6 protein-coding genes are annotated in these 6,145 nt (G+C 59.4%); all 6 read left to right on the plus strand.

Going from position 1 to position 6,145, the window contains the following annotated elements:
- Positions 1-14 precede the first annotated feature (14 nt).
- Positions 15-1,034 (plus strand): AI-2E family transporter, encoded by a 1,020-nt coding sequence (locus ACYCZJ_RS08330; protein ID WP_461553766.1) that lies wholly within the window; start codon positions 15-17, stop codon positions 1,032-1,034.
- A 158-nt stretch (positions 1,035-1,192) separates the two neighbouring features.
- Positions 1,193-2,806, plus strand: coding sequence for a glycosyltransferase family 39 protein (locus ACYCZJ_RS08335; protein ID WP_461553767.1), 1,614 nt, complete (start codon positions 1,193-1,195; stop codon positions 2,804-2,806).
- On the plus strand, positions 2,803-3,174 hold the full coding sequence (locus tag ACYCZJ_RS08340; protein WP_461553768.1) for a DMT family transporter: 372 nt from the start codon (positions 2,803-2,805) through the stop codon (positions 3,172-3,174). Before ACYCZJ_RS08335 ends, ACYCZJ_RS08340 begins: the two co-directional genes overlap by 4 nt.
- Positions 3,174-4,301, plus strand: coding sequence for a DegT/DnrJ/EryC1/StrS family aminotransferase (locus tag ACYCZJ_RS08345; protein ID WP_461553769.1), 1,128 nt, complete (start codon positions 3,174-3,176; stop codon positions 4,299-4,301). The genes ACYCZJ_RS08340 and ACYCZJ_RS08345 overlap by 1 nt, the downstream gene beginning before the upstream one ends.
- Positions 4,298-5,248 (plus strand): glycosyltransferase, encoded by a 951-nt coding sequence (locus tag ACYCZJ_RS08350; protein ID WP_461553770.1) that lies wholly within the window; start codon positions 4,298-4,300, stop codon positions 5,246-5,248. Before ACYCZJ_RS08345 ends, ACYCZJ_RS08350 begins: the two co-directional genes overlap by 4 nt.
- The coding region (locus ACYCZJ_RS08355) for a formyltransferase (RefSeq protein ID WP_461553771.1) at positions 5,245-6,145 on the plus strand (901 nt) is incomplete at its 3' end. The genes ACYCZJ_RS08350 and ACYCZJ_RS08355, both read left to right, overlap by 4 nt.

The following is a 6,145-nucleotide window of genomic DNA, read 5'->3' on the forward strand; positions in this document are numbered from 1 at the left end:
CCTGATGCCCCGCTATGGATGATGCCCGCACGATGCGTCCCTCTGCCTGTGAAATAGCTGCATGGCTGGCAGCAGCGGCAACCTTGCTGTTTGTACTGGTATTCCACTTGCTGCCTGCGCTGCTCGCCGGACTGCTGGTATTCGAGCTGGTGCATCTGATCTCGCCGTGGATCGCTCGTCGCCTGCCGGGGCAGCGCGCCAAGATTATTGCGGTCGCCCTGCTGTCATTTACCGTGGTGAGTTTATTGATCCTTGCCTGCGTAGGACTCATTGCCTTTTTCCGTTCCGATGCAGGCAGCCTGCCCATGCTGTTCTCCAAAATGGCGCAAATCATTGAGGACTCGCGCAAAATCCTGCCCGGCTGGGTACTGGAACGGCTGCCTGCGGACGCCGAATCATTCAAGCTGGCCGCAGCAGAATGGCTACGCACCCATGCTGCCACCTTGCAACTGGCGGGAAAAGAAGCCGGCCGGTTAATCGCACATATCATCGTGGGAATGATCATCGGCGGCCTGGTAGCGCTACGCGAAGTCGTGTCCGAGGAAGATTACAAACCGTTTGCGCGCGCATTATCGGAACGGATATGCAGACTGGGTCTGGCATTCCGCCGTATCGTATTCGCGCAGGTACGCATTGCCGGACTGAACGCCATGTTTACCGCGATCTATCTGGCCGTGATTTTGCCGTTGGCGGGCATTCACCTGCCGCTGACCAAAACCATGATTGCGGTCACTTTCATTGCCGGACTGCTGCCGGTGATCGGCAACCTGATTTCCAACACCATCATCGTCATCATCAGCCTGAGCCAGTCCCTGGCGGTTGCCATTGGCTCGCTGGTTTTTCTGATTCTCATCCACAAGCTGGAGTATTTCCTCAACGCACGCATTGTCGGCAGCCAGATCCGTGCCCGCGCCTGGGAGCTGCTGGCTGCCATGCTGCTGATGGAGTCGGCATTCGGCCTGCCCGGTCTGGTGGCGGGACCGATTTATTATGCTTACCTGAAAAACGAATTATCCGTGCGCGGGCTGGTTTAGCCGATTCCCGCATGACACAGCACGTTGATCTGGTCACGGAGAAACGCTTAAGCCGCTTGTAAGACGGGTTTGATATAATCCCTCCCGCTCCCAAACAAATCATTCAGCCTCCTTTGAACTCTGTCCCTACTCCCCTGTCACGCGCCTGGCTCTTGTTGATGCTGATTGTTGCAGCGTTTACCTGGTTCGCCCCCCTCAATTACAACGCGCTGATTCGCCCTGACGAGGGGCGCTACGCGGAGATCCCGCGCGAGATGGTGTCCACCGGCGACTGGAACACCCCGCGCCTGAACGGAATCAAATACTTCGAAAAACCTGCCCTGCAATACTGGGCCACCGCTACCGCTTTTACGCTGTTCGGCGAGCATAACTGGGCCGCCCGGCTGTGGTCTGCGCTGACCGGCTTTCTCGGCATCCTGCTGGTGTATGCCACCGGCAAACGCCTGTTCGGGCAAGAAGCGGGATTGATGGCCGCACTGGTGCTGGGCAGCAGCTTCCTGTATGTGATGCTCGGGCATATCAACATCCTCGACATGGGCGTCACTTTTTTCATGGAACTGACGCTGGCCGCCATGCTGCTGGCGCAACGCGACGGAGCAAGCACGCGGGAAAATCGCAACTGGATGTACGTTTGCTGGGCCGCAATGGGCTTGTCCATGCTCAGCAAAGGACTGATGGGTATCGCGTTGCCGGGCACCGTGCTGCTGCTGTATAGCCTGATCCAGCGCGACTGGGCATTATGGAAACGCCTGCATCTGGGCGTCGGATTGCTGATTTTTACCGCCGTCGCCGCACCCTGGTTGATTACCGTATCCATCGATAACCCGGAGTTCCCGTGGTTCTTTTTCGTACACGAGCAGATCCTGCGCTTCCTGACCACGATTCACGGCCGCGTCCATCCCTGGTACACCTTTTTCCCGGTGGTCATGCTGGGTATCCTGCCCTGGCTGTTCCCGATGTTTCAGAGTTTGTGGCGTGCGTGGCGCAGCGATACGCCTGCACGCGACCAGTTTGCACCGCGCCGCATGCTGCTGATCTGGATCGTGTTCATTTTTGTGTTTTTTTCCAAATCCGATTCCAAGCTGGTTCCCTATATCCTGCCGATTTTCCCGGCGCTGGCGCTACTGATTGGTGACCTGCTCAGTCGCACATCCGGGAAAACCCTGTTCCGGCAACTCCTCGTCATGGTGCCGATTGCGCTGGCTGCGCTGGTATTCGCGCCCATGTCGGTGCGTGCCGGCAGCACCGAGGTGCCCGCAGCCCTGTACGCCAACTTTGTTCCCTGGATTCAGGCGGCGGCGATCAGCTGGCTGGCCGGCACATTGCTCGCCCTGTGGTTTTCATATCGCAATCAGGTGCGTCCGGCCGTCATCGTGCTGGCACTGGCCAGCATGATGACGGCGCAATTGACGTTCATGGGTTATAACGCACTCTCGCCGGCCAGTTCGGCCTACAATATCGCCCAGAAAATCAAACCCTACCTCAAACCGGGCGTACCGTTTTATAGTGTAGGGATGTATGAACAAACGCTGCCGCCGTACATCAATCGCACGCTCACACTCGTAGCGCACACTGATGAGATGGCATTCGGACTGGAACAGGAACCCCAAAAATGGATACCGACCGTGGACGCATGGAAAAAAATCTGGGTTAAACAGCCTTACGCGCTGGCAGTGATGTCACCGTCGACCTATGACCGGTTCGTGCAGGAAAAGCTGCCGATGCGCCTGATCGCCCGCGACACCCGCCGCGCCGTGGTGACCACGCCATGAGCGCCATCAGCTGGCTATTGATCCTCACCGGCGTGCTACTTAACGCCAGCGCCCAATTGCTGCTCAAGGCCGGTACCAATAGCGTCGGTACATTTTCCTTCAGCGCCGGCAACCTGCTGCCGGTTGGCATCAAGCTCGCCACCGAACCGCACATTCTGGGCGGATTGACCTGCTATGTAATCAGCGTGGTGGTATGGATCATGGCGTTGTCGCGAGTCGAGGTCAGCCTGGCCTATCCGATGCTGTCGATCGGTTATGTGGTCAACGCCTTTGCCGCATGGTGGCTGTTCGGCGAGGCACTGACGGTAGAACGCCTGGTCGCTATCGGCGTGATAATTTTTGGCGTATTTCTGCTGGCTAGAACCTGATGACGGACTTCTTACCTTTCACTCGCCCCGCTCTGGATGAACAAACCATCGCTGAAGTCAGCGACGTCCTGCGTTCCGGCTGGCTGACCAGCGGACCCAAGGTGCAGGCGTTCGAAGCACAGCTCTCCGCGCTGATGAATGGCCGGGTAGTGCGCAGCCTCAATTCCGGCACCGCTGCGCTGGAAATTGCGCTACGCCTGATCGACATCCAGCCCGGCGATGAAGTCATCACCACACCCTTGTCCTGGGTGGCGACCGCCAATGTGGTGATACTGGCAGGCGCGAAGCCGGTATTTGTCGATATCGACCCGATCACCCGCAATATCGACCTGGAACGGATCGAAGCGGCGATCACGCCGCGTACCCGCGCCATCATCGCGGTGGATCTGGCCGGACTGCCGGTGGATCGCGACCGCCTCTACGCCATTGCCGGAAAGCATCAATTGCGCGTCATTGAAGACGCCGCGCAATCGTTCGGCTCAACCTGGAAGGGGCGTGCGATCGGCAGTTTCGGCGATCTGGTGGCGTTCAGCTTCCACGCCAACAAAAACATCACCACCGGCGAAGGCGGTTGCCTGGTACTCCCCGACGCCAGCCTCACCGGCCTGTGTGAAAAACTGCGCCTGCAAGGCGTGGTGCGTCAACCCGACGGCAGCATGGAAGTCGATATAGCCGGCGGCAAATTCAACCTCACTGATATCGCCGCCGCCATCGGTCTTGGTCAGCTGCGCCAGCTGGATGCATTTACCGCACGCCGCTGTGCGCTGGCCCGGCATTATTTTGCGCACTTCGAGCGCAACCTCGGTTGCGATCTACCACCCGAGAACTTTACCGATTCCAACTGGCACATGTTCCAGGTCGTGTTGCCGTTGCAGCGCATGAACATCGCGCGCGGTGAATTCATCGCACGCATGAAAGCCCGTGATATTGGTATCGGCGTGCACTACCCGCCCATCCATCTGTTCAAGCTCTATCGCGACCTCGGTTTTAGCGCCGGGCAGTTCCCGCACGCCGAACGCGTCGGCGCCGGCATTGTCACGCTGCCCTTGTTCCCGGCCATGGCCGAGGCCGACGTCGAACGCGTATGCACCGCCTGTGCCGACGTAATCAACGAGGTGATGCAATGAGCGCGCTGCAGTTATCCGTGGTCATCCCGGTTTATAACGAAGAAGCCGGACTGGATGTGCTGTTTGCGCGCCTGTACCCGGCGCTGGACGCGCTGAATCTGAGTTACGAAATCATCTTCATCAACGACGGCAGTCGCGACCGTTCCGCCGCTATGCTGCGCGAGCAGTTCGAGCGCCGCCCGGACGTGACGCGGGTGGTGCTGCTGGCCGGCAATTTCGGCCAGCACATGGCAATCATGGCAGGATTCGCACGCTGCCAGGGCGAACGTGTGGTGACACTTGACGCCGACCTGCAAAATCCGCCGGAAGAAATCGGCAAGCTGCTGGCGCGCATGAACGAAGGCTACGACTACGTCGGCGGCGTGCGCCAGCAACGCCAGGATTCGTCCTGGCGACGGCATGCCTCGTGGGCGATGAACCGCCTGCGCGAGCGCATCACCCACGTGGTGATGTCGGATCAGGGCTGCATGTTGCGCGCCTACAGCCGCGAGGTGATTGCCGCCATCAACAACAGCCACGAGGTCAACACCTTCATTCCGGCGCTGGCCTACACCTACGCGCGCAATCCCGGTGAGGTGGAAGTCGCGCACGAAGAGCGCGCTGCGGGCGAATCGAAGTACTCGCTGTACAAACTGATCCGCCTCAATTTCGATCTGGTCACCGGGTTTTCGCTGGTGCCGCTGCAGATGTTTTCCATGGTCGGGCTGGGACTGTCGCTGCTGTCCGCATTGTTTGTGGTGTATCTCGGCCTGCGCCGGATTTTCGTCGGCCCGGAGGTGGCGGGCGTGTTCACCCTGTTTGCCATTGTATTTTTCCTGCTCGGCGTGGTGCTGTTCGGCATCGGCCTGCTGGGCGAATATACCGGGCGCATCTACCAGCAGGTACGGCAACGTCCGCGCTATCTGATCGATGCCATACTGGAGCAGAACGAGGCAGAAAAACCGTGACGCGTGCCGTGGTCTTTGCGTATCACGACGTCGGCGTGCGCTGCCTGTCTGTGCTGCTTGATGCGGGTATCAACGTGGCGCTGGTGGTAACCCACACTGACGCGCCGGGCGACACCATCTGGTTCGACAGCGTGGCGCAACTCGCCGCCCGCTACGATATTCCCACCGTCACGCCTGACGACCCCAACACGCATGAATTCGTGGAAAAAATCCGCGCGCTGGCCCCCGATTTCCTGTTCTCGTTCTACTACAAGCTGATGCTCAAGGCACCGCTGCTGGCGTTGCCAAAACAAGGCGCATTGAACATGCACGGCTCGCTGTTGCCGCAATACCGTGGCCGTGTACCGGTGAACTGGGCCATCATTCACGGCGAACGCGAAACCGGCGCGACCCTGCATTACATGACCGAAAAGCCCGACGCCGGACAGATCGTGGATCAGCAGGCGGTGCCCATCCTGCGTGACGACACGGCCGCCGAAGTCATGCGCAAAGTGACTTGCGCGGCCGAAGTCACCCTGCACCGCGCCTTGCCCGGACTGATTGCCGGTACGGCTACCGCCACGGATCAGGACTTGACCTTGGGTGGCTATTTTGGCGGGCGACGCCCTGAACACGGGCGCATAGACTGGTCTCAACCGGCGCAGAACATACACAACCTGATCCGTGCCGTTGCGCCTCCCTACCCGGGTGCTTACACTACAGTGGAGGGCAAAGCGGCACGCTTGCTGCGCAGCCGGGTGGTCAACATGCCCAATGCAACAACCTCACCCGCCCTGCTTTGTGACGGTAAAACTTTCCATGCGACATGCGGAGATGGCGGCACGCTGCGCATCCTTGAACTGGAACTGGACGGACAAATCATTGCACCAGCCGACTTTGTCCAGCAATATGGTCGCC

The organism is Sulfuriferula sp. (assembly GCF_054605375.1).